General features: G+C 56.8%; 28 protein-coding genes and 1 tRNA gene. 3 read left to right on the top strand and 26 right to left on the bottom strand.

Annotation, left to right across the window (positions count from 1 at the left end; genetic code table 11):
- Nucleotides 1-23: 23 nt before the first annotated feature.
- From proS to PUV54_RS13770, 4 genes are all read right to left on the bottom strand, one after another.
- Nucleotides 24-1370 carry a proline--tRNA ligase gene (gene proS, locus PUV54_RS13785; protein ID WP_274492846.1) on the bottom strand — a complete coding sequence of 449 codons (1347 nt, stop codon included), beginning with the start codon at nt 1368-1370 and terminating at the stop codon, nt 24-26.
- Between the two features lie 69 nt (nt 1371-1439).
- Nucleotides 1440-1700 (bottom strand): hypothetical protein, encoded by a 261-nt coding sequence (locus tag PUV54_RS13780; protein ID WP_274492845.1) that lies wholly within the window; start codon nt 1698-1700, stop codon nt 1440-1442.
- Between the two features lie 2 nt (nt 1701-1702).
- Nucleotides 1703-2002 (bottom strand): hypothetical protein, encoded by a 300-nt coding sequence (locus PUV54_RS13775; RefSeq protein WP_274492844.1) that lies wholly within the window; start codon nt 2000-2002, stop codon nt 1703-1705.
- A 215-nt stretch (nt 2003-2217) separates the two neighbouring features.
- A tRNA-Leu gene (locus PUV54_RS13770) sits at nt 2218-2302 on the bottom strand.
- Between the two features lie 172 nt (nt 2303-2474).
- Here PUV54_RS13770 and lipB point away from each other — a divergent pair.
- Entirely contained in the window at nt 2475-3212 is a 738-nt protein-coding gene (gene lipB / locus PUV54_RS13765; RefSeq protein WP_274492843.1) for a lipoyl(octanoyl) transferase LipB, read from the top strand.
- A gap of 11 nt (nt 3213-3223) precedes the next feature.
- Here lipB and PUV54_RS13760 read toward each other — a convergent pair whose 3' ends face one another.
- Nucleotides 3224-3610: a hypothetical protein gene (locus tag PUV54_RS13760; protein WP_274492842.1), complete on the bottom strand. Its 387-nt coding sequence runs from the start codon at nt 3608-3610 to the stop codon at nt 3224-3226.
- 580 nt (nt 3611-4190) lie between these two features.
- Here PUV54_RS13760 and PUV54_RS13755 point away from each other — a divergent pair.
- Together PUV54_RS13755 and PUV54_RS13750 are read left to right on the top strand one after the other, a co-directional pair.
- The gene (locus tag PUV54_RS13755; protein ID WP_274492841.1) at nt 4191-5207 is read left to right on the top strand and encodes an NAD-dependent epimerase/dehydratase family protein; all 1017 of its coding nucleotides are present in this window, start codon (nt 4191-4193) and stop codon (nt 5205-5207) included.
- A gap of 93 nt (nt 5208-5300) precedes the next feature.
- A complete protein-coding gene (locus tag PUV54_RS13750) occupies nt 5301-6050 on the top strand; it encodes a hypothetical protein (RefSeq protein WP_274492840.1) in 750 nt (249 codons plus the stop codon).
- Here PUV54_RS13750 and PUV54_RS13745 read toward each other — a convergent pair.
- The 21 genes from PUV54_RS13745 to rplX all read right to left on the bottom strand — a co-directional run bounded on the left by PUV54_RS13745 (nt 6044) and on the right by rplX (nt 20474).
- Entirely contained in the window at nt 6044-6763 is a 720-nt protein-coding gene (locus PUV54_RS13745) for an ATP12 family chaperone protein (protein ID WP_274492839.1), read from the bottom strand. The two genes, PUV54_RS13750 and PUV54_RS13745, sit on opposite strands and share 7 nt — an antisense overlap.
- Nucleotides 6760-7740, bottom strand: coding sequence for an RluA family pseudouridine synthase (locus PUV54_RS13740; RefSeq protein WP_274492838.1), 981 nt, complete (start codon nt 7738-7740; stop codon nt 6760-6762). Before PUV54_RS13740 ends, PUV54_RS13745 begins: the two co-directional genes overlap by 4 nt.
- Nucleotides 7737-8120, bottom strand: a complete 384-nt coding sequence (crcB, locus tag PUV54_RS13735; RefSeq protein WP_274492837.1) for a fluoride efflux transporter CrcB — start codon at nt 8118-8120, stop codon at nt 7737-7739. Before crcB ends, PUV54_RS13740 begins: the two co-directional genes overlap by 4 nt.
- Nucleotides 8117-8806: a sterol desaturase family protein gene (locus tag PUV54_RS13730; protein WP_274492836.1), complete on the bottom strand. Its 690-nt coding sequence runs from the start codon at nt 8804-8806 to the stop codon at nt 8117-8119. The genes crcB and PUV54_RS13730 overlap by 4 nt, the downstream gene beginning before the upstream one ends.
- Before the next feature lie 98 nt (nt 8807-8904).
- Nucleotides 8905-10215: a replication-associated recombination protein A gene (locus tag PUV54_RS13725; RefSeq protein WP_274492835.1), complete on the bottom strand. Its 1311-nt coding sequence runs from the start codon at nt 10213-10215 to the stop codon at nt 8905-8907.
- Between the two features lie 251 nt (nt 10216-10466).
- Nucleotides 10467-11933, bottom strand: coding sequence for a DegQ family serine endoprotease (locus PUV54_RS13720; protein WP_274492834.1), 1467 nt, complete (start codon nt 11931-11933; stop codon nt 10467-10469).
- A gap of 84 nt (nt 11934-12017) precedes the next feature.
- The gene (gene rplQ, locus PUV54_RS13715) at nt 12018-12458 is read right to left on the bottom strand and encodes a 50S ribosomal protein L17 (RefSeq protein WP_274492833.1); all 441 of its coding nucleotides are present in this window, start codon (nt 12456-12458) and stop codon (nt 12018-12020) included.
- Nucleotides 12459-12491: 33 nt separating this feature from the next.
- Nucleotides 12492-13502 carry a DNA-directed RNA polymerase subunit alpha gene (locus tag PUV54_RS13710; protein ID WP_420797965.1) on the bottom strand — a complete coding sequence of 337 codons (1011 nt, stop codon included), beginning with the start codon at nt 13500-13502 and terminating at the stop codon, nt 12492-12494.
- A gap of 48 nt (nt 13503-13550) precedes the next feature.
- A complete protein-coding gene (gene rpsK, locus PUV54_RS13705; RefSeq protein WP_274492831.1) occupies nt 13551-13946 on the bottom strand; it encodes a 30S ribosomal protein S11 in 396 nt (131 codons plus the stop codon).
- 13 nt (nt 13947-13959) lie between these two features.
- Nucleotides 13960-14328, bottom strand: a complete 369-nt coding sequence (gene rpsM, locus PUV54_RS13700; protein WP_274492830.1) for a 30S ribosomal protein S13 — start codon at nt 14326-14328, stop codon at nt 13960-13962.
- Nucleotides 14329-14535: 207 nt separating this feature from the next.
- Nucleotides 14536-15126, bottom strand: a complete 591-nt coding sequence (locus PUV54_RS13695) for an adenylate kinase (RefSeq protein ID WP_274492829.1) — start codon at nt 15124-15126, stop codon at nt 14536-14538.
- On the bottom strand, nt 15123-16475 hold the full coding sequence (secY, locus tag PUV54_RS13690; protein ID WP_274492828.1) for a preprotein translocase subunit SecY: 1353 nt from the start codon (nt 16473-16475) through the stop codon (nt 15123-15125). The genes PUV54_RS13695 and secY overlap by 4 nt, the downstream gene beginning before the upstream one ends.
- An 88-nt stretch (nt 16476-16563) precedes the next feature.
- A complete protein-coding gene (rplO, locus tag PUV54_RS13685; protein WP_274492827.1) occupies nt 16564-17031 on the bottom strand; it encodes a 50S ribosomal protein L15 in 468 nt (155 codons plus the stop codon).
- A gap of 72 nt (nt 17032-17103) precedes the next feature.
- Nucleotides 17104-17292, bottom strand: a complete 189-nt coding sequence (gene rpmD / locus PUV54_RS13680; RefSeq protein WP_274492826.1) for a 50S ribosomal protein L30 — start codon at nt 17290-17292, stop codon at nt 17104-17106.
- Between the two features lie 12 nt (nt 17293-17304).
- A complete protein-coding gene (gene rpsE / locus PUV54_RS13675; protein WP_274492825.1) occupies nt 17305-17892 on the bottom strand; it encodes a 30S ribosomal protein S5 in 588 nt (195 codons plus the stop codon).
- A gap of 13 nt (nt 17893-17905) precedes the next feature.
- A complete protein-coding gene (rplR, locus tag PUV54_RS13670) occupies nt 17906-18259 on the bottom strand; it encodes a 50S ribosomal protein L18 (RefSeq protein ID WP_274492824.1) in 354 nt (117 codons plus the stop codon).
- 24 nt (nt 18260-18283) lie between these two features.
- Nucleotides 18284-18817, bottom strand: coding sequence for a 50S ribosomal protein L6 (gene rplF / locus PUV54_RS13665; RefSeq protein WP_274492823.1), 534 nt, complete (start codon nt 18815-18817; stop codon nt 18284-18286).
- A gap of 16 nt (nt 18818-18833) precedes the next feature.
- Nucleotides 18834-19232 carry a 30S ribosomal protein S8 gene (gene rpsH / locus PUV54_RS13660; protein WP_274492822.1) on the bottom strand — a complete coding sequence of 133 codons (399 nt, stop codon included), beginning with the start codon at nt 19230-19232 and terminating at the stop codon, nt 18834-18836.
- Nucleotides 19233-19247: 15 nt separating this feature from the next.
- Entirely contained in the window at nt 19248-19553 is a 306-nt protein-coding gene (gene rpsN, locus PUV54_RS13655) for a 30S ribosomal protein S14 (RefSeq protein ID WP_274492821.1), read from the bottom strand.
- Nucleotides 19554-19606: 53 nt separating this feature from the next.
- Nucleotides 19607-20167, bottom strand: a complete 561-nt coding sequence (gene rplE, locus PUV54_RS13650) for a 50S ribosomal protein L5 (protein ID WP_274492820.1) — start codon at nt 20165-20167, stop codon at nt 19607-19609.
- Nucleotides 20160-20474, bottom strand: coding sequence for a 50S ribosomal protein L24 (rplX, locus tag PUV54_RS13645; RefSeq protein WP_274492819.1), 315 nt, complete (start codon nt 20472-20474; stop codon nt 20160-20162). The genes rplE and rplX overlap by 8 nt, the downstream gene beginning before the upstream one ends.

Raw genomic sequence — 20474 nt, 5'->3', positions numbered from 1 at the left:
GAATTATCGTTCCGTTCGGCGTTTTAAGCGTATTGCAGCGCTTTCAAGACGGCGCTCCCGACATGCTGCGCTACAGTATCGACTGGCATCGTTTCCTTAGCGCCGTCAGCCCGCGTTTTCACTTCCGCCTCGTCGTTTTCGAGCCCACGCGGGCCAATGACAACCTGGTAAGGCAAACCGATCAGATCCATTCGTGCAAATTTCTCTCCCGGGCGAGCGCTCGTATCATCGTAGAGGACTTCGACGCCCTGGCTCGTTAATTCTGCGTAGAGTTTTTCGCACGTCGCATCACAAGAATCGTCGCCTGCACGCAAATTGACGAGCCCCACATGATAAGGCGCAACAGGCGTCGGCCACTTGCATCCACTCTCATCGTGGTAGGCTTCGATGATAGCGCCTAACAGACGCGACACGCCAACACCGTATGAGCCCATCTGAACGGGAATATCGCCAGCGTCAGGCCCGGCCACAACGGCGTTCATCGGCGTGGAGTATTTATCGCCAAAGAAGAAGATGTGCCCTACTTCTATGCCGCGGGCTGAAACGCGATTATTCTCCTCAACGTTCTTTTCGAACGCCGCCTCATCGTGCATCTCGTCAGTTGCTGCGTAATGAGCCGTGAACTGATCGATGACAGGTTGCAGATCACCGTCAAAATCAATGTCTTTATTTGGCGTATCCATATCTACAAGCTGGCGATCGCAGAAAACAGCGCTCTCGCCTGTTTCGGCGAGTACAATAAACTCGTGGCTTAAATCGCCGCCGATGGGGCCTGTTTCCGCACGCATAGGGATAGATTTCAAACCCATCCGGGCAAATGTGCGCAAATACGCCACGAACATTTTGTTGTAGCTCGCGCGAGCGCTCGCCTCATCGATATCGAAAGAGTAGGTATCCTTCATCAAGAACTCACGCCCGCGCATAACGCCGAAACGTGGACGTATTTCGTCACGGAATTTCCACTGAATGTGGTAGAGCATTTTCGGCAGGTCCTTGTATGACCTCACCCCCGCCCGGAAGATTTCCGTGATCATCTCCTCGTTCGTGGGGCCATAAAGCATGTCGCGATCAGCCCGGTCCGTGATTCGCAGCATCTCTTTGCCATAGGCGTCATAACGGCCGCTCTCGCGCCAGAGATCGGCTGACTGGATCGTCGGCATCAGCATTTCAACAGCGCCGGCCCGGTTTTGTTCTTCCCGCACGATCTGTTCGATTTTCTTGAGCACGCGAAAGCCCAGCGGCAGCCAGGCATAAATGCCCGCTCCTTCCTGACGGATCATGCCGGCGCGAAGCATCAGGCGATGCGACGCGATCTGGGCGTCGGCAGGCGTTTCCTTCAAAAGCGGCAGGTAGTAACGGCTCAGGCGCATTGAGAAATCCGGATAAAGGCTTCGCGGAGCCTTCTAGGAAGGCCCGGCCCGATTGTCTATCCGGCGTCTTTATTCGCTGTCGCAGCCGCCAAGCGGTCTCTGACCTGGTGACGGATCATCGGCGCCATCGGCATAGCTCGCAGCGATTAGCAGATCATTGGCGCCATGCGCGGAACAAGGTTCCGATGAAGCAGGATCAGGCTGTTCCTGTTGAAAGGAAAGCACGACCGTTTCAACATCGGCCTCTGCAGGCCCGCTCCTGAGATAGGACTGCGCAAAGCTCGCAACACCCCAATAGGCCAAAGCCATAATGACGATCAGAACCCGCATGGCTACTGCTTCTCCCTGCAAAAGGCGCCGGAATTGATGATGCTGACGCCGTCCGGCTCAACGCGCAGATCAAACCGCTTGAGCAAGCGCTGGCTCGCCCATCCTTGTCGGTCGCGCTTGCGAAAAACGATCACGCTGGTTTCAGGGCGTTCCGGCGTATCCGCGTTAACCTGAATGATGGCGCCGCTATTGGCCGCCAAAAGGTAGGTCTGATCGGCCTGACACGGGCCGGGTCTTATGAACAGCGTATCACCCGCTGCGCCAGCCGCGGCTACGGAAAAGGCAATTCCTGCGATAACCATGCGTCCCGCCTCCATAATGGCGGCGATGCAGGGTTTGTGCCTTGTTAAGGGTTAATGGAGGTGGGTTTTGCGCAGTAAGTGTCCGTAAAAGCGCCGTTGGGCGCCTGCCGGCGCATTCTCCGCTTTCAAAAGCGCCATAGGCGCTTTCCCGGTTCCGCCCCGAAAGAGGCTTGATTTCGCCCGGCTGCGTTTGCTTCGCAAACGGTCCGGGCTCATGGTGCGGTCGAGAAGACTCGAACTTCCACGGGTTGCCCCACAGCGACCTCAACGCTGCGCGTCTACCAATTCCGCCACGACCGCACGTCCTGAACGGGAGCGCGGTGGATAGCAAAACCCTCCGGGCCTGTGAAGACCGTATCGAAGCGAAAAAACTGTCGAATTCCGATCTTTTACGACGTTTGACGCCAAGCCCAAGCCCGCGCCCTGGATTGCGGACTTGTGATCCACGGCCCAAACCGCCATTTACGTCGCCATGGCGGAAACTTTTATTTCGGCGCACCCGGGCCTTGAGACGCCCCGCACCAAGCTCTGGAACGACGCCCCGGTGGCGTGGGCGACGTCGAACAAGCGCGTGGACTACGAGCAGGCTGTCGCGTTCATGGAAAAACGGGCGGCGGCAATCAGGGCTGGAGAGGCCGGGGAACTTGTCTGGCTGTTGGAGCATCCCGCGCTCTATACAGGCGGCACGGGCGCCAAGACCGAAGATCTTCTGAATGCGGACCGCTTTCCTGTCTACAAATCCTCGCGCGGCGGTCAGTACACATATCATGGCCCCGGGCAGCGTGTGGCCTATCTGATGCTCGACCTTGAAAAGCGCGGAAAAGACATTCGTGCGTTTGTAAACGCGCTTGAAGAGTGGATCATTCTTATGCTCGCCGAGTTCAATGTGAAAGGCGAACGGCGTGACGGCCGCGTGGGCGTCTGGGTGGACCGCACAGCGCGAGGCGGCCCCTTGCAAGAAGACAAGATCGCCGCCATTGGCGTGCGTATAAGACGCTGGGTCAGCTTTCACGGCATCGCCCTCAACGTCGAACCGGACCTGTCGCATTTCACCGGCATCACGCCTTGCGGCGTTAGCGAACCGGGCCTTGGCGTCACCAGCCTTGTGGATCTCGGTCTGCCCGTCACCCTCGACGACGCCGATATGGCGTTGAAACGCGCTTTCGGAAATGTTTTCGGTCCAACCCATGACGCCGCTTCGCCGCACTGAACGGCGGAAGGTCAAGCTGGCGTGCGGAACGGCTTACTTCTCCGCCTGTTCAGTTCTGTTCGGTATAGAACCATGTAATGGGCCTCAGCCGCGTCCGATAGATGCGCTTCCATCTCCGCCGTTTTGACGCGTTTCGCAAAGCGGCATCCCGGTTTTTCACCCTCGCAGATCGGTAGCCCGTCAAGAAACGACTGTATGCAGTCGCAGTAAAAGTCGCGAGGTCTTGCCTTGCGAGCGCCTAGCCGCCTTGCCGTGTTCGCAAGAATGCGCGGCGCAACCTGCCGCTCAACGAAACGGTGTGCTGCAGCGATGTTCTCTTCGGTGATGGCGGGTTTCTTTTTTTCCGGCTCGCTTTTGGCGCCGGCTCTTTTGCTGCGTTTGCGTTTTTCTTTGATCATTCGCTTTCCTTTGCATCACTCCATTTCGCATTGGCGCCACACAGAATTTCAATAGCCATTCCCCGCCGCGGTTCATCAAAACCCGGACGCATCATTTTGAGAGGCTGCGCGAGACGCGAAACATCCTCATAAATTTTAAAACACGGACGCATCGCGTCTCGCGCGCGGCTTATTCATCATCGCCAACCGATTGCGGCGGGCGCGCTTCATAGGCTTCGTGAGCCTTCAGCGCGTATCGCCCCGCGACTCGGTTGCAGCGACAGGCCGGGACTAAGCCAATGTCCGATCCCTCGCCCGCATGGATTACAAGCGTTTGGGATAGCGAAGGCATCGACCGCCCGCGCGCCGCGATCGGACCGGCTGAGGTACGGGAGCGCTCAACCCCTCTCGGCAATCCGACTGAGGCGAAGCATAAGGCCGCTGGAAAAGTGGGGGATAACCACGCACCAAATGCGGGATTCAGGCCGATTTTCATCACAAAAGGTGTATTTCCAGCAACTCGATTCGCTCTATACGTGTTGGTAAAGCGTCTGCAGCGGTGCCATCAAAACGCCGCGCAAGCGCGAACCTGGAGGACGTTTTGTCAAAGCGGATTCTCGTTACTGGCGTCAGCGGCTTTATCGCGAAGCATGTAGCGCTCCAATTACTGCAAAAGGGATACGACGTCTGCGGCACCTTGCGCGCCCTTAACAAGGCGGATCAAATCAAAAAATCCCTTTCTGACGCAGGCGGCGACATCTCGCGTTTGTCCTTCGCCGCCGCCGACCTCACCAAGGATGACGGATGGGAAGAGGCGGCAAGGGGGTGCGTCGGCGTCATGCATGTCGCTTCCCCGTTTCCCGTGGCGCAACCATCGAACCGCAATGCGCTCATACCGGCGGCGCGCGGCGGCGTCCTGCGTGTGTTGAAAGCCGCCGACAAGTCAGCGCGTATCGTGATCACGTCTTCCATGGTGGCCATGATGTACCGGCCAAACAGGCCGGAAACCTTCACCGTTGAGGAAGCCGATTGGACGGACACATCGTGGAAGTCATTGTCAGCCTACATCGTATCCAAGACTGAAGCAGAAAAAGCCGCCTGGCAAACCGCCGTAGACGGCGGATACAAGCATCGGATCACGACCGTTAATCCCGGACTGGTGTTCGGCCCTGCCCTTGACGATGATATCGGCGCATCTCTGGATGTCATTCGTTTGCTGATGACCGGCGCTTACCCGGCTGTGCCGCCGGTCAGTTATCCTGTTGTCGACGTGCGTGACGTCGCGCAGATTCACGTAAACGCTCTTGAAAACCCTGAGACAAGCGGGCGCCGATTAATCGCCGCCAGCGAAACCTTGTCACTTTCCGATATCGCCGAGATTTTGCGTCAGGCGTTTCCAGACCGGGCGGGCAAAATACCGAGCCGGGTCCTGCCTGCCTGGCTGGTGCGGCTGCTGGCTGTGGTTGACCGCAACATTGCGACTGTGCTCGCCGATTTGGGCTCAGTCCCCCAAGCCGACAGTGACTATGTTCGTGCGCTGACAGGGGTTAATTTTCGCCCGGCGCGGGACGCCGTGATTGATGCTGCGCGATCTCTGGAACGTATTAAATCGATTTAATGTTCAATTTACCGGCAAATAAGTGCTGAATTTGGGGACTTTTTACCCTGTTTCGTGTTTACTCAGTCAGTAAGGATTTCAGGAGTAAGTTAAATGTCGTTAGTGCGCAATTTTTCAGTGATGGCCTTCACTGCGTTTTTTTCATGCAACGCGATGGCTTTTCAGGAAAATGATGACGCATCAACAGCCGATCCGGCGGCTAGCGCTGAAACAGAAAGCGATACTTCCAATTCTGTCGATGCGGACAATATGGCGGATTTGCTGAACAGCCGCCAGCAACTCCAGCAATCGTTCACCTTACAGAGAACTGTTAACGGTGAAGTTGTCGAAACTGAAAAACGCACTGTCACCTACTCACGAGACCAGCCCTATCGCGAAACCGAAGCTGGAAAGACAACCGTTCAACGTCTCAAAGAGCGTTATGACCGGGAAGCACTGACCAGAACCGAAGCATTCGAAGAAGCAAAGCTGGATTTTGTTATCGCCGATGCAAACCGTGACGGGGCCATGACGGCGCAAGAATTCGCGGACCTCGTCAATACCTGGCGCCTGAACGAGGCGCGTCAGGCAGAAGCGCCAAATAACGAAATCGCACAACAGCGAAAATACGACGCCTTTCTGGCGGAAATTGATCCTGACACGGCGGAAATGCAGACCAAGGCGTACGCGCTTGAAAAATTCGCCTTTATGGCCGGAGCGGCGGAAACCCTCAGCCTTCAGGATTTTATCCGGGAAACCATGCTCGACTTTGACTCAATGGATGCCGACAAAGACACGATCCTGACTGGCGAGGAACTCGCGCGGTTTCGTGCTCTCAACCGCGGCGAAACGGTTGATCAGTAATCCGCAGCCACTAAATTTAAGAAACGGGCGATGCTGGCGAACTCGGCGCCAAGGCGCGATTGGCGCGCCATTGCCTCTTCATCAACGCCCCATCGTTGTTCCTGAAAGCGTTCGTCAACCAGAGAAGCTTCGAATATTTCTTCAGGCCCGTAGGCGTTGCGCCACAGCGCTAACGCCAAGACGGCGGATCCGGTTATCGCCGTCGCCAGCCTCAGGGCGAACAACGTTTCCGGTGGCTGTTCAGCGAGATGGGATCGCACGGCGTCGATAGACAGTTGCGGTTGGCTTACGGCGATAATCCCTTGCGTTTTCATCAGAGGCGCGCCGAATTCGGCGCGCGCAAAATCAAGATAAGGGTCCCAGACGGCAGCTTGCCTTTCTACCAGCTCGGCAGGTTCGTCCGCGCGATAGCAAACAAGATCGGACCCCAGATAGTTGAGGATTTCATCAAGCCACGTTTGCGCCGCGCTCTCGCCGCCATCAATCGCCGCCGCCATGACGCCCGTTAATGGCATGCTGATTTGATCGATGGTCTCACTTTGAGCGTCCCACTCCCCGGCAATCGCATCTGCCAGTGCTTGTGTCGGAGCCGTCAGTAAGTTTTTACCGCGTGTGCGCGCGGGTCGGCTGTCGAGCAGAATGCGATAACGCCCGTCCAATTGATCGGTGGCGACGTCCTTGTAGAACCGTTTCGGCGACACGTTCCCGGTCACTTCAACTCCTCTGGCCACTCGCAGGTTGCCTCGCCATTGAATGCGAAAAACGACCAGGTCTCGCGCATGTGCCCGGTCAGGGGAGCTTGCAGCGTCATGCGGCGGCCAGATTTCGGGTGCGGAAAAGACATGGAACGGCAAAACAAATGCAGCTTTTGCGATACGCCCTCTATCCGCGACTGGGCGCTGCCATATTTGCCGTCGCCCACAACCGGGCAGCCCATCGCAGCAGCGTGCACCCTTAACTGGTGGGTGCGCCCGGTGACAGGCTGCATCGCCAGAAACGAAACAACCCCGGCCTCTTCGATGATCTGATAATGCGACACCGCCTTTTTGGCTGTCTCGCCATCGGCCGGCACGACGCGTTCCTGTTCGCCATCGCCAATCCGCACCATCCGTTTGGCGATGGGCAGGTCGATGGTCCCCTCGCGCGGCCTCGGCATGCCGTTGACAAGCGCCCAGTAGGTTTTTTCAATATCACGCCCCTTGAACATGTCGCTCAAGCGTTGCGCCGCCGGCCGTGTCTTCGCCACCAGCATTAAGCCGCCCGTATCCTTATCCAGACGATGTACGAGGCGCGGGCGCTCGCCGTCTTTCGTCACCGAGGCGAGCATGCCGTCAATGTGGCGCCTGGTTTTCTCGCCGCCCTGTACCGCCAAACCAAATGGCTTGTTCAGCGCAATGAGCGATTCATCCTCATAGAGGATGAGCTTTCTGATCTCTTGTTGATCTTCCACACTGAACTGGCGCTGTTTTTTTGCAGCTCTTGAACTGTCCAATGGCGGGATGCGAATTTCATCGCCAGGCTCCAGCCGGCGATTTGATTTCGCCCGGCCACCCGATACCCGCACCTGCCCTTTGCGGAGAAATTTTTCCAGCTCGCCATGACGCACGGACGGGAAATGGGCCTTGAACCAGCGGTCGAGACGCATTCCCGCCTCATCATCTTTGACTGTTCTTGTCTGTACGCCGCTCATACCGCCTGCCGCCCAACAAATAACCCAAGCAATAATCCGCTTACGGACAAGAGTACGGAAGCCAGCACATACATCCCTGCGATGGTCAATGTCCGGTCGCGGTAAAGCGCGACGACATCCAGTGAGAATGTCGAAAACGTTGTAAAGGCGCCGAGGAGACCGACCGTTAAAAAAGCGCGCAGCGCCGGGTTAGCCGGTTCGCGCGCTGAAAGCCAAACGATAACCAGCCCCATAGCGAACGATCCGGCGACATTCGCCGCCAGCGTGCCCCACGGAAAATTCGGACCAAGCCAGTGCAGCGCCACACGCGAAACGCCGTGGCGCGCCATGGCGCCAACAGCGCCGCCCGCCGCAACAGCCAGCCAGATATGCGCGTTCATTGCTTGCTCCTCATAAACGGTGTCAGGATTAAGCCTAAAAACGGTTTATCTTCAATGGATTCGACGCCTATTTTCATCTTTGGCGTGCGTTTGGTTTTGCTTTGTGAATGGAATAACCGGTCCCAGACACTGAAAATCGCCCCATAGTTTGAATGCGTATCGCGCATCACGGCGTGATGATGCACCCAGTGGATCGAGGGTGTGATCATAACCCTCGATAATCCGTTTTCGAACCGCTCAGGCAATTGCAGGTTTGAATGATGAAAAATAACAGCGCAAAGCAATACCGTTTCAAACACGATCACATGCGCGAACGGGATTGCGAGTACGGCGATGGGGATAAGCCGCAAAGCGGCTGAAACGGCGACCTCGCCCAGATGAAAGCGAAACGAGCTGGTTGAATCCAGAAACTCATCGAAATGATGCACCTTGTGAAAACGCCACATGACCGGAACGCGATGCCATGCGCGGTGGAGCCAATACGTCCACAGGTCGAGTAGAATGATATCCCCGGCAAGGACGAGGACATTCATCTGCAGGCTGTCTGTCCGAACCCAAAGAAGTTGATTAGCGCCGAGCGCCGTCAGCGGCGCTACGATAATCGGTGAAGCGATCAGGACAATCACCCATAAACCAAAATTACGAACGAGCCGCGCTTTTGACGCAGGATAAGGCGTAGCAGACAAGAGCCGCTCTCCCATAAAAAACACGAGAAAACATACGCCTACAATTAAAGCTTTAAGGCCCAGGGGCGTAGCGGTGACGGTATCCCATAACGCCTGCATCAGCCTTTGGACTTTTCCTGCCGTTTCTTATTCCAGTAAGTGAGTCGTTTCGCGATTTCCTTGTCGAACCCGTATTGGGACGGATGATAGAATTCTTTTCGATCCATATCCGGCGGAAAATAGTTGAGACCAGCAAAACCTTCGTCCGTATCGTGATCGTAGACGTAGCCTTCGGAATAGCCGAGGTTTTTCATGAGTTTTGTCGGCGCGTTCATGGCGTGCGGCGGCGGCATCAGCGAGCCCGTGTCGCGCGCGGCGCCTTTGGCCTGTTTAAATGCAACATGCGAGCGGTTGGATTTCGGCGCCGTCCCGAGATAGGCGACCAATTGGCCAATGGCGATTTCGCCTTCGGGCTGGCCGAGGAATTCGTAAGCATCCTTGGCGGCAATGGCGAGCGGCAACGCCTGTGGGTCGGCATTGCCGATATCTTCTGACGCGATCACCACGAGCCGGCGTAATATGAATTTCGGGTCCTCACCGCCGGCAAGCATGCGCGCGGCCCAGTAAAGCGCAGCATCAACATCCGAACCGCGGATGGATTTTTGCAACGCACTGGCGAGGTTGTAATGGGACTCCTGCCCCTTGTCGTAGACCGGCGCACGGCGCTGAACGAGTTCGGCAAGCTCTTTGGGTTCAACCGGCTTTCGGCCCTCAGGCTCAGCGAAGATTTCTTCCGCCAGGTTAAGCACAAACCTTCCGTCGCCATCGGCCATCATCCGAAACGTTGCGCGCGCTTCGCCGGTAAGTGCAAGCGTGCGTCCCTTCTCCGCCTCAGCACGTTTTAACAGTTGCTCAAGCGCGTCATCGTCTAGCCGGTTAAGCGTAAAAACCTGCGCGCGGGAAAGCAGCGCAGCGTTGAGCTCGAATGACGGGTTTTCAGTCGTGGCGCCAACAAGCGTGATGACGCCCGCTTCCACATGGGGCAGGAACCCGTCCTGCTGCGCCTTGTTGAAACGATGAATCTCATCGACGAACAAGAGCGTTCCCTTTCCCGCCGCCCGTCGCGCCTTGGCGCGTTCGAAGACTTTGCGCAAATCGGCGACGCCGGAAAAGATCGCCGAGATCTGTTCAAACTCAAGCTTGGCGCCGTCCGCGAGCAGCCGCGCGATAGTCGTCTTGCCAACGCCGGGCGGGCCCCACAGGATCAGCGACGAAAGACGCCCGGCATCCAGCATCCGCCTTAACGGCGCGCCTTTTGCCAACAGATGGTCCTGCCCGACCACATCGTCCAATTTTGTTGGCCGCAAACGATCCGCCAACGGACGGGGCGCGTCGTTTTCAAGCCCGGCGGACTGGAAGAGGTCTGACAATGCCGTTCCTTTCAACGCGGCTACGCGCGTGGAGAGTTGGCCTGAATTTACAAAGCCCTCATCCTGAGGCGCTTACACAAAACCAAAATCTGATGTCATTGCCGGGCTTGTTCCGGCAATCCAGTTCAAGCCGCCAACATTACTGGATCACCGGGACGAGCCCGGTGATGACAGTTCTGAAGGCTTTGCGAATTCCGCATCTTACACTTTTGAAAAACACCTAAAAATCCAAGATGGGTTAGCATAGCCGGTCACCGCCCCACGCGCCACGGCACGATGCGCCCGCCGGTATCGATTTCAAGCTCCCAGCTTCGCGCCGGCTTGGCGATCTCGCGGGCGAGTTCAGCCGCTGTGTTCACGGCGCGCCCGTTGACCGAGACTATCTTGTGGCCGGGGCGCAGCCCTCGTCGCGCTGCGAATGAGCGCGATTGCACCTCTGAAACCACAACGCCTTTCGACAATGGATCGAGCCCCAGTTCCTCACTGTATCTCGGTGAGAGATTGTCTACCGTGACGCCGTTCAGCGGATGATTGCCTTCTAGTGCACGCGGATCGCGCTCGGGCGTTTCTGGCGGCAGGGAAAGCGTTAATGTTGCGGAGCGCTCTCTCCCGTTGCGCACGAACTTTACGTCTGTGCTGTCGCCGTCATTATTGACGCCGATGCGATATTGCAGCGTCTGCGCATCAAAGACGGGCTGTCCATCGACTTCGATGATGACATCCCCTGGCTCTATGCCGGCATTGTCCGCAGGACCATTCTCCCAGACGTCATCGACAATGGCGCCGGCCGGCCGCGCCAGTTGCAACGCCTTGGCCATGTCCGACGTCACCGTGCTGGAGGATGCGCCAAGCCAGGGGCGCACCAGCGCCGTTCCGCTGATGGCGGACTTGATGACCTGCTGTACAAGACGCGAGGGAATAGCGAAACCGATGCCGTTTGAACCGCCTGAGCGCGAATAAATCGCCGAGTTAACCCCGACGAGCCGCCCGTCGATATCGATCAGGGCGCCGCCGGAATTGCCCGGATTTATAGCTGCATCCGTCTGTATAAAGAACGAGTAATCGGAAACCGAAACCGCCGTACGCGCCAGCGCCGAAATAATGCCGTTGGTAACAGTCTGGCCGACGCCAAACGGATTACCGATGGCGAGCACCACATCGCCGACCTGAATGGAGTCAGAGTTCGCGAAAGTCAGATACGGAAGCGGTTCATCCACATTGATACGCAATACGGCGAGGTCCGTCTGCGAGTCAGCCAGCACAAGCTCGGCTTCATACTCACGCCGGTCGCTGAGCACGACCTTGATCTCTGTCATGCCTTCGATGACGTGATTGTTAGTGACGACAACGCCATCCGGGCTGACAATAACGCCGGACCCGAGCGAGTTCTGCACCCGCTCGCGCGGCGCGCCGAAATCACCCCCGCCGAAGAAGCGTTCGAAAAACGGATCGCCCGCGAATGGGCTGCGCTGTTGCACAACGCGCTTTGTATAGACATTGACGACAGCCGGCGCTGCGCGTTCCACAACCGGCGCGAAAGAGAGTTTCACCTCACCCAGCGATTGCGGGACCACGCGCGGCGCGGACCCGATCTGCTCCGCCGCCATTTCCGGCTCGATCGTTTCAGTTGCAGATTGCGTCTCAGGCGCTGGCTGCGCGCAAGCGGTATTAACGGCAAACAGTAACGCGCCAAATCCGGCGAAAACGAAACGGAACATGAAACTAGCCTCCAAATGAAGAACGCGCGGGAAATATATCCCCGCGCGCCCTCTATTCAAACAGTAAGTCGGATTACGGCTTGTCTATTCGTCGTCGTCATCGTCCTCAACGCCCATGACCGGACCTGAATCCTGGCCTTTCGCGTCTTCATCACGGTCGACAAATTCGATAACCGCGAGCGGTGCGTTATCGCCGTAGCGGAAACCCGCTTTCATGATGCGGATATAGCCGCCGTCGCGCTCTTCGTAACGCGGGCCCAAAGTGTCAAACAGCTTCTTGGCCATGTCCTTGTCGCGGATCGATGAAATCACCTGGCGGCGCAGGTGCAGCGAACGCCCCTCGTCTTTCGAGGCATGTTTCGCCTTTGTGACGAGTTTTTCAACGATCGGGCGAAGTTCCTTCGCCTTTGGCAAGGTCGTAGTGATCTGTTCGTGCTTGATCAGCGCGCAAGCCATGTTGGCGAACATCGCTTTGCGATGCTCGTGGGTGCGGTTCAGTTTTCTGTGCGCCATCCCGTGTCGCATGGCTTTTTCTCCTTAAAGCTGACGTCCCGTCAGTTATTCATCAAATTTCTTCGCGAGGTCTTCAATGTTATCCGGCGGCCAGTCCGGCACGTCCATGCCGAGATGCAGGCCAAGACCAGCCAGCACTTCCTTGATCTCGTTCAGCGACTTGCGGCCGAAGTTCGGCGTACGGAGCATTTCCGCTTCCGTCTTCTGGATGAGATCGCCGATATAAACGATGTTGTCGTTCTTCAGGCAATTTGCAGAGCGGACGGAAAGCTCAAGCTCGTCAACTTTACGCAACAGCGCCGGGTTAAACGGCAGCTCTTCGCGCGCATCGCCGCCCGTGTCCTTGGTCGGCTCGTCGAAGTTGATGAAGATCTGGAGCTGGTCCTGAAGAATACGCGCCGCATAGGCAACGGAATCGTCAGGAGACATAGAACCATCGGTTTCGACTTCCATGATCAGCTTGTCATAGTCGAGAACCTGGCCTTCGCGCGTGTTCTCGACGCGATAGGCGACCCGTATAACCGGGGAATAGAGACTGTCGATCGGGATCAGACCGATCGGCGCGTCTTCTGGGCGGTTCTGCTCAGCAGGCGCATAGCCCTTGCCCGTGTTGACCGTCATTTCGATCCGCAGATTTGCGCCTTCATCAAGGTGACAAATCACATGGTCCTTATTGAGAATTTCAACGGCGGACGTCTCTTCAATATCCGCTGCAGTGACGAGGCCCGGCGTGTCCTTTTTGAGAACCAGCCTTTTCGGACCATCGGCATGCATGCGCAACGCAAGCTGTTTAATATTGAGAACGAGATCGGTCACATCTTCCCGGACGCCCGGAATGGATGAGAACTCGTGCACGACGCCGTCAATCTGGATCGACGTAACCGCCGCGCCCTGCAGCGACGACATAAGGATACGGCGCAGCGAGTTGCCAAGCGTAAGGCCAAAGCCGCGCTCAAGCGGCTGGGCGACCATAACGGCTTTACGGCTGGAATCCGTACCCGGCGTAACGTCGAGCTTTTGCGGCCGGATCAGCTCAAGCCAGTTTTTCTCAAGAATATTTGTGGAATCCATGTGGATGTCGCTCTCTGTTCGTCAGTGTCAGAATTAAACGCGGCGGCGTTTACGCGGACGGCAGCCATTGTGAGGGATTGGCGTGACGTCTCGAATAATCGTTACGGTGAGGCCTGCCGACTGCAGCGCGCGCAACGCGCTTTCACGGCCAGAACCCGGACCGCGCACTTCAACGCTCACCGTCTGAAGCCCGTGTTCCATGGCTTTCTTGGCTGCGTCTTCTGCAGCAAGCTGCGCAGCGTATGGGGTCGATTTGCGTGAGCCTTTAAAACCCATGCCGCCAGCGGACGACCATGCAATCGCATTGCCCTGCTCGTCAGATATCGTCACCATGGTGTTGTTGAACGACGCGTTCACGTGAACAACGCCGGTGGAGATGTTTTTGCGTTCGCGGCGCTTAACGCGCGTAGCAGCAGCTTGTTTCGCCATCTTTTTTTATCCCTTATTTCTTTTTGCCGGCGATCGGCTTGGCTGGACCTTTGCGCGTACGTGCATTGGTATGTGTACGCTGTCCACGAACCGGAAGCCCGCGACGATGACGAAGTCCGCGATAGCAACCCTGGTCCATTAAACGCTTGATGTTGACGGCGACGTCACGGCGAAGATCACCTTCCACCATATAATCGCTGTCGATCGTCTCGCGGATCTGCAAGACTTCAGAGTCAGACAGTTCATTCACCCGCCGCTCTGGCGTGATGCCTGCTTTTTCACAAATTTCAGCAGCTTTGGCTGGGCCAATGCCGTGAATGTAACGCAGCGCGATGGTTACGCGCTTGTTCGTCGGAATGTTGACGCCTGCAATACGGGCCACGGGATTCGTTCCTTTTTCTTCGTTCTCCGCCCTGGTAGAGGCCGGGCAAGCCGTCTTTCGCTGCTCGCAGCACACCGGCCGCGAACCGCATAAAGCCCGCGACGGCGCATGGCGAATGCCGCGCCGAGCGAGCTGATCTCCTGTTGGCGGAGAGCGCGTTTGATAAGCCTACGCGCGGCCCGCCGTCAACCGTTTTTCCGACCTATTTTAGGCCGAAATCGGGTCTAAAATCGCGTCGAGCGCGGCCGAGACGTCTTCGACTGTCCCCATGCCGTCCACGGCGCGTAATTTCCCCTGTTTCTCGTAATACGGGATCAGGGGAGCCGTCTGCTCGCTGTAAACGCCGAGGCGCTTCGCGAAGGTCTCTTCATTGTCATCGGCGCGCACTTCCTCGCCGCGCGCCTTGGTCTCTTCAATGCGGTTGCGGAGGCGATCGAGCAGCGCCGCCTCGTCCACTTTCAGCTCAATCACCGCATTCACGGAGAGGCCTTTTTTCGCCAGAATCTCGTCCAGCATTTCCGCCTGAACCAGGGTCCGCGGAAAGCCGTCCAGAAGGAAGCCCCTGGCGCAATCGGGCTCTTCGATCCGGTCAGAGACGATGGCGCCGACAATTTCATCAGACACCAGATTGCCGGCGTCCATCACTTCCTTGGCTTTGACGCCAACAGGCGTTTTCGCCGCCACGGCCGCCCTCAACATGTCGCCAGTGGACAATTGAGGAATCTTGTAGCGTTCGACGATATGTGCCGCCTGCGTGCCCTTTCCCGCGCCGGGAGGACCGAGGAAGATGACGATCATCGCCTGCTCCCGCGCAATTTCGACTTCTTGATCAGGCTCTCATATTGCTGGGCGACCAGGTGCCCTTGAATCTGCGAGACCGTATCGAGCGTCACCGAGACCACAATGAGCAGCGACGTGCCCCCTATGTAAACCGGTATCGATTGACTGTAATTGGCTTTGAGAATTTCCGGCAGAATACAGACAAAGGTCAAATAGGCCGCGCCAATCATAGTCAGGCGCGTCAGCACGAAATCGAGATACTCGGCCGTTCGGGAACCCGGGCGGTATCCCTGAATGAACCCGCCATATTTTTTCAGATTATCGGCAACGTCTTCAACGTTGAAGACGACGGACGTGTAGATGAACGTAAAGCCGATAATCAGGAACGCATAAAGCGCGATATAGGCAGGCCGTTGCGGCGCAAAGAGATAGGTCAAATTCTGCAGCCAGTCCGGCGAGCCATCGCCAACGGCGCCAGCGGCCGTGGCAGGCAACAATAAAAGCGACGAAGCAAAGATCGGCGGAATAACGCCGGATACGTTCAACTTAAGCGGCAGGTGCGATTTCTCACCTTGCGTCATCTTCTGACCGACCTGTCGGCGCGGATACTGAACAAGGATCCGCCGTTGAGACCGTTCGATGAAAACAACAAACGCAATGAGCGCCAGCGCCAGAGCAGCGATAACAAGAATAGCGCCGCCGCCAACGCCGGCCCCGGTCCGGCCCTGATCGAGAAGACCGGCAATCGCACGCGGCAATTCTGCGACAATGCCGGCAAAGATGATCAGCGATACGCCGTTGCCGACGCCGCGCGCCGTGATCTGTTCGCCAAGCCACAAGAGGAACATGACGCCGCCAACAAGCGTCACAACCGTCGTCACCAGGAAGAACGGTCCGGGATTGGCCACCACCGGAATGCCGCTGCCCGCATTCGACGAAAGGCTGATGGCGATAAAATAGCCCTGCATCGTTGCAAGAAATACGGTGAGATATCTTGTGTACTGATTGATCTGACGGCGTCCCTGCTCGCCTTCTTTCTTGATCGCTTCAAGCGACGGGATAACAGCCGTCATCAACTGCATGATGATCGATGCGGAAATGTAAGGCATGATGTTGAGCGCGAAAATCGCCATCCGCTCAACCGCGCCGCCGGCGAAAATGTTCAGCGTCCCCATCAAGCCGTCTTGCTGGCTTTGAAACGCCTGCGCAAAGGCTTGCGGGTTAATTCCAGGGATTGGGACAAACGTGCCCAAACGATAGACAATCAATGCGCCAAGCGTGAACAGCAGGCGTTTTTTCAATTCTTCCGCCTTCGCGAAGGAAGACAGATTGATATTCGAGGCAAACTGTTCCGCTGCTGATGTCATCTTAAAGCTTCACCTGGCTGGTTAGGGAGCGAATTCCGCCCATGTGGGGCTGCTGTTCACAAGCGGCAACCCTTCCAAGGAAAATGGCTTATTCGCCGCCTTTAAGCGTTACGGAGCCGCCGGCCTTTTCAACGGCTGCTTTTGCGCCCGCCGAAGCATGCGCCACCTCGATCTCGAGCTTGGCTTTGAGCTCGCCAGTGCCAAGAAGGCGGATGCCGGCCTTGGCGCGGCGGATAACGCCGGCCTCTTCCAATACGGAGGCGTCAATTTTCTTGGCGGCGTCTAGCTTGCCGGCATCGATAGCCGTCTGCAGCCGTCCAATATTGACCTCAACGAAAGCAAGGCGATTTGGCTTTTTAAAGCCACGCTTCGGCAAGCGCATGTAAAGCGGCATCTGACCGCCTTCATAGGCGCGGATGCCGGAAACGCCAGAGCGTGATTTCTGGCCTTTAACACCGCGGCCACCGGTTTTTCCTTTACCGGAACCAATACCGCGACCAACGCGCATCCGATTTTTACGGGCGCCTTTATTATCTGAAAGTTCGTTGAGTTTCATTTTATCACCTCGACTTGCGACGATGCTTCATCAGGGAAAGCTCGCCTCGCCTGTTATGCGCGAATGCGCGATTTACTCTTCAACAATCTCCACCATGTGGGAGACCTTGCGGATCATGCCGCGGACCGAAGGCGTATCTTCCAATTCACGCTCGCGGCCGATTTTGTTCAGCCCCAGACCAACCAGCGTTGCACGCTGGTCTCCCGGCCGCCGGATCGGGCTGCCAGTCTGGCGAACTTTGATGGTTTTTTTCTGAGCCATTATTCGAACCTCTTACGCCGCGTCTGCGCCGGCTTCAGCATCGCGATTCCTGGTTGTCAGGATTTCGGATACTTTCTTGCCGCGTTTCGCCGCCATGTTTCGCGGACTGGTCTGGTTTTGCAGCGCGTTCACTGTCGCGCGAACCATGTTGTACGGATTTGACGAGCCGATCGACTTCGCAACCACATCCTGAACGCCGAGCGTTTCAAAAATAGCGCGCATCGGACCGCCGGCGATAATACCGGTACCAGCAGGCGCAGAGCGAAGAACGACCTTGCCTGCACCCCAGCGGCCATGGGCGTCATGATGAAGCGTGCGGCCTTCGCGCAAGGGAATGCGAACAAGGTTGCGTTTCGCTTCCTGGCTGGCTTTCCGGATCGCTTCGGGCACTTCGCGCGCCTTGCCCTTGCCGAAACCGACACGGCCTTTCTGGTCGCCGACAACGACAAGCGCAGCGAAACCGAAGTTTTTACCGCCCTTGACCACTTTCGCCACACGGTTGATCGCGACAAGCTTATCGACGAATTCGTCGCGCTCTTCGCGTTCACCCCGGCCTTTGCCTTGACCGCGTCCCCGGCCGCGTCCTTCTTCTCGAGCCATTAGGATCTACTCCTTAAAAATTCAAACCGGCTTCACGCGCGGCTTCCGCCAGCGCTCTTACCCGGCCGTGATACATATAGCCGCCTCGATCGAAGACGACGCTTTTGACGCCGGCTTTAGCTGCGCGTTCCGCAAGTGTCTTGCCGACTTTTGCTGCGGCGTCCTTATCGGAACCCTTGCCAAATTCCTTTTCGAGAGACGTAGCGGAAGCGAGCGTCTTGCCTTGCTTGTCATCGATGATCTGCGCTGAGATGTTTTTCGATGAACGAAACACTGAAAGACGCGGACGCTCGGTTGAGACGCGCTGAAGCTTGGCTCTGGTCCGCGTCGCCCGCGAATTTTGCTGTTTTCTTTTCTGATCGGCCATTGCCGTAATTCCCTGTTCGAAGCGTTACTTCTTCTTACCTTCCTTACGGAAGATGTATTCGTCAGCGTATTTAATGCCTTTGCCCTTATACGGTTCAGGCGGACGCATGGCGCGGATTTCAGCCGCAGCCTGACCAACCTTTTGCTTGTCGATGCCCGAAATCACGATTTCCGTAGGTTTCGGGGTAGCGATTTTGACACCGTCTGGCGCCGGATAGTCGATTTCATGACTATACCCAAGCGCGAGATTGAGGGCGGCGCCCTTCATTTGCGCGCGATAACCAACACCGACCAGTTCAAGGGTCTTGGTGTATTCGTTCGTCACGCCTTCAAGCATATTGGCGATCCGCGTGCGGCTCATGCCCCACATCGAACGCGCCGGCTTTGAATTATTGACCGGCTTGACGGAAATCTCGTTATCCTCGAGCGCGACCGTGCAAAGCTCATTGACGACGAACTTTAATTCGCCCTTCGGACCCCTGGCGTTCACCGTTTGCCCATCGACGTTGACAGTAACGCCGCCGGGAACCGGGATTACCTTTTTACCAATGCGGGACATTTTATTCTCCCAACCCTTAGTAAACTTCGCAGAGCACTTCGCCGCCGACATTGGCGTCGCGCGCTGCCGCGTCTGACATGACGCCTTTCGGCGTCGATACGATTGAAATGCCAAGGCCGTTGCGAACCGTAGAAAGGTCGCGCACCGAAGAATAAACCCGGCGGCCCGGCTTGGACACGCGCTTGATCTTTTGAATGACCGGCGCGCCTTCGTAATATTTAAGCTCTACGTCAAAGCTAGGCTTTTCGCCTTCTTTTTCCGTACGCGAGTAGCCGCGAATGTAGCCCTCGCTCTGCAGAACATCGAGAACCCAACCGCGCAGCTTTGACGCCGGTACGTTCATCGTTGAATGACGGCGCATCTGCGCATTGCGGATACGGGTGATCAGATCGCCGACAGGATCATTGATAGCCATCTTGTTTCAGGCTCCTTACCAGCTCGACTTAACCAGGCCCGGAATTTTTCCGGACGAACCAAGATCGCGCAAAGCGATCCGCGACATCTTCAATTTGCGATAGAACCCACGCGGACGGCCTGTCACGAGACAGCGGTTGCGAATGCGCGTTTTCGACGAATTGCGCGGAATTTCCGCAAGCTTCAACGCCGCCATGAAACGCTCTTCACCAGGCTGTTCCTGATCCTTAATGATCGCTTTCAGCCGGTTGCGTTTGGACTCAAACTTTTTCGCCATCCGGCGGCGTTTGAGATCGCGCTCGACCATTGCTTTCTTAGCCATTGTATCTCCTCTGTAAGCCGGTTTCCGACACTCGGACCTTGCTCAACGCTTTCTTATTTACGGAACGGGAAATTGAATTCCCGAAGCAGTTCACGCGCCTCATCGTCGGTGCGAGCGGAGGTGCAGATAATAATGTCCATGCCCCGGATTTTGTCGACCTTGTCGTAGTCGATTTCCGGAAACACGATGTGTTCTTTAAGGCCCATGGCGTAGTTGCCGCGGCCGTCAAAACTCTTGGCGTTCAGACCGCGGAAGTCACGCACGCGCGGCAGCGCGATCGTAATCAGGCGATCGAGAAACTCGTACATGCGATCCTTGCGCAAGGTCACCTTGCAGCCAACCGCCATGCCTTCACGCAGCTTGAAGCCGGCGATGGATTTCTTCGCCTTGGTGATGACCGGCTTTTGGCCTGAAATCAGGGTCAGATCCTGTACCGCCGCATCAACGGCTTTACGATCATTCACGGCATCGCCAACGCCCATGTTGATGACGATCTTCTCTAGCTGAGGCGTCATCATCTTGTTCGGGAACTTGAACTTGTCGTCCAGCTTGCCCCGAATGGCGTCGTTATAAAGCGTCTTCAGACGCGGTTGATATGTGCTTGCTTCAGCCATCGATTACCTCACCCGACGCTTTCGCGACGCGTACTTTCTTATCACCGTCAACCTTGAACCCGACGCGTGTCGGCTTGCCTGTTGAAGGATCTTTGAGCGCAACATTGGAGATATGGAGCGGCGCTTCTTTCGAAATGATGCCGCCCTGCTCCGTCTGCGTTTGCTTCTGGTGCTTCTTGATCAGGTTGACGCCGCGCACGACCACACGGTCCGCCTTCGGCATCACCTGGATCACTTCGCCCTCGGCGCCGCGATCGCGGCCTGCAAGGACAATCACCTTGTCGCCTTTTTTAATCTTCGCAGCCAT

Origin of the sequence: Hyphococcus flavus (assembly GCF_028748065.1) — a bacterium.
Classification (GTDB): Bacteria; Pseudomonadota; Alphaproteobacteria; order Caulobacterales; family Parvularculaceae; genus Hyphococcus; species Hyphococcus flavus.
Note: the sequence above shows the minus strand (reverse complement) of the source record. Positions and strands in the feature narration are given on the sequence as shown.

Excerpts from the sequence above, each read along its gene's own strand:
- secY (WP_274492828.1), bottom strand. The coding sequence starts at position 16,475 with ATGACATCAGCAGCGGAACAGTTTGCCTCGAATATCAATCTGTCTTCC.
- rpsN (WP_274492821.1), bottom strand. The coding sequence starts at position 19,553 with ATGGCTAAGAAAGCAATGGTCGAGCGCGATCTCAAACGCCGCCGGATG.
- rplQ (WP_274492833.1), bottom strand. The coding sequence starts at position 12,458 with ATGCGACACGGGATGGCGCACAGAAAACTGAACCGCACCCACGAGCAT.
- rplF (WP_274492823.1), bottom strand. The coding sequence starts at position 18,817 with ATGTCCCGCATTGGTAAAAAGGTAATCCCGGTTCCCGGCGGCGTTACT.
- crcB (WP_274492837.1), bottom strand. The coding sequence starts at position 8,120 with ATGAACGCGCATATCTGGCTGGCTGTTGCGGCGGGCGGCGCTGTTGGC.
- PUV54_RS13780 (WP_274492845.1), bottom strand. The coding sequence starts at position 1,700 with ATGCGGGTTCTGATCGTCATTATGGCTTTGGCCTATTGGGGTGTTGCG.
- PUV54_RS13760 (WP_274492842.1), bottom strand. The coding sequence starts at position 3,610 with ATGATCAAAGAAAAACGCAAACGCAGCAAAAGAGCCGGCGCCAAAAGC.
- rpsH (WP_274492822.1), bottom strand. The coding sequence starts at position 19,232 with ATGGCTATCAATGATCCTGTCGGCGATCTGATCACCCGTATCCGCAAT.
- PUV54_RS13750 (WP_274492840.1), top strand. The coding sequence starts at position 5,301 with ATGTCGTTAGTGCGCAATTTTTCAGTGATGGCCTTCACTGCGTTTTTT.
- rpsK (WP_274492831.1), bottom strand. The coding sequence starts at position 13,946 with ATGGCGAAACAAGCTGCTGCTACGCGCGTTAAGCGCCGCGAACGCAAA.
- rplX (WP_274492819.1), bottom strand. The coding sequence starts at position 20,474 with ATGGCTGCGAAGATTAAAAAAGGCGACAAGGTGATTGTCCTTGCAGGC.
- lipB (WP_274492843.1), top strand. The coding sequence starts at position 2,475 with ATGGCGGAAACTTTTATTTCGGCGCACCCGGGCCTTGAGACGCCCCGC.
- PUV54_RS13740 (WP_274492838.1), bottom strand. The coding sequence starts at position 7,740 with ATGAGCGGCGTACAGACAAGAACAGTCAAAGATGATGAGGCGGGAATG.
- rpsE (WP_274492825.1), bottom strand. The coding sequence starts at position 17,892 with ATGGCTCGAGAAGAAGGACGCGGCCGGGGACGCGGTCAAGGCAAAGGC.
- PUV54_RS13775 (WP_274492844.1), bottom strand. The coding sequence starts at position 2,002 with ATGGTTATCGCAGGAATTGCCTTTTCCGTAGCCGCGGCTGGCGCAGCG.
- PUV54_RS13720 (WP_274492834.1), bottom strand. The coding sequence starts at position 11,933 with ATGTTCCGTTTCGTTTTCGCCGGATTTGGCGCGTTACTGTTTGCCGTT.
- PUV54_RS13695 (WP_274492829.1), bottom strand. The coding sequence starts at position 15,126 with ATGATCGTCATCTTCCTCGGTCCTCCCGGCGCGGGAAAGGGCACGCAG.
- rplO (WP_274492827.1), bottom strand. The coding sequence starts at position 17,031 with ATGAAACTCAACGAACTTTCAGATAATAAAGGCGCCCGTAAAAATCGG.
- rplE (WP_274492820.1), bottom strand. The coding sequence starts at position 20,167 with ATGGCTGAAGCAAGCACATATCAACCGCGTCTGAAGACGCTTTATAAC.
- rplR (WP_274492824.1), bottom strand. The coding sequence starts at position 18,259 with ATGGCCGATCAGAAAAGAAAACAGCAAAATTCGCGGGCGACGCGGACC.
- proS (WP_274492846.1), bottom strand. The coding sequence starts at position 1,370 with ATGCGCCTGAGCCGTTACTACCTGCCGCTTTTGAAGGAAACGCCTGCC.
- rpmD (WP_274492826.1), bottom strand. The coding sequence starts at position 17,292 with ATGGCTCAGAAAAAAACCATCAAAGTTCGCCAGACTGGCAGCCCGATC.